We start from the raw sequence: 539 nt of genomic DNA on the forward strand, positions 1-539 counted from the left end.
ACGCTGATGTCGTCCTGGCCGGAGTAGCGGGAGAGGAGCAGCTGGAAGGCGGAGAGCAGCAGCATGAAGGGCGTGGCGCCCTCCCGCTGGGCGAGGCCCCGCAGCGAGTCCGTCAGCTCCGAAGGGAAGTGCACGGGCACCGTGGCGCCGCGCCGGGACTGGACGGGCGGACGCGGGCGGTCCGTGGGCAACTCCAGCGCGGAAGGCGCACCGGCCAACTGGCGCTTCCAGTAGCCGAGCTGCGCGTCCAGCGTCTCGCCCTGCAGCCACTGGCGCTGCCAGAGCGCGAAGTCCGCGTACTGCACCGGCAGCGGTGCGAGTGAAGGCTCGCGGCCGGCGGTGAAGGCGGCGTAGCTCGAGGCCAATTCCTTCACGAGGACGCCCATGGACCAGCCGTCGGAGACGATGTGGTGCATCGTCACGAGGAGGACGTGCGTTTCCTCGGCCAGCCGCAGCAGGGCAGTGCGCAGCAGCGGCCCTTGGACGAGGTGGAAGGGCTGCCGGGCTTCCCGGGTGGCCAGCCGCACCGTCTCCGCTTC

1 protein-coding gene is annotated in these 539 nt (G+C 71.4%); it reads right to left on the reverse strand.

The window, feature by feature from the left end; all coding sequences use genetic code 11:
* Positions 1 to 539 (reverse strand): condensation domain-containing protein (locus tag AABA78_RS38860; protein ID WP_338270586.1); only part of this gene is annotated, 539 nt, incomplete at both ends.

The organism is Corallococcus caeni, from assembly GCF_036245865.1.
Lineage (GTDB): Bacteria > Myxococcota > Myxococcia > Myxococcales > Myxococcaceae > Corallococcus > Corallococcus caeni.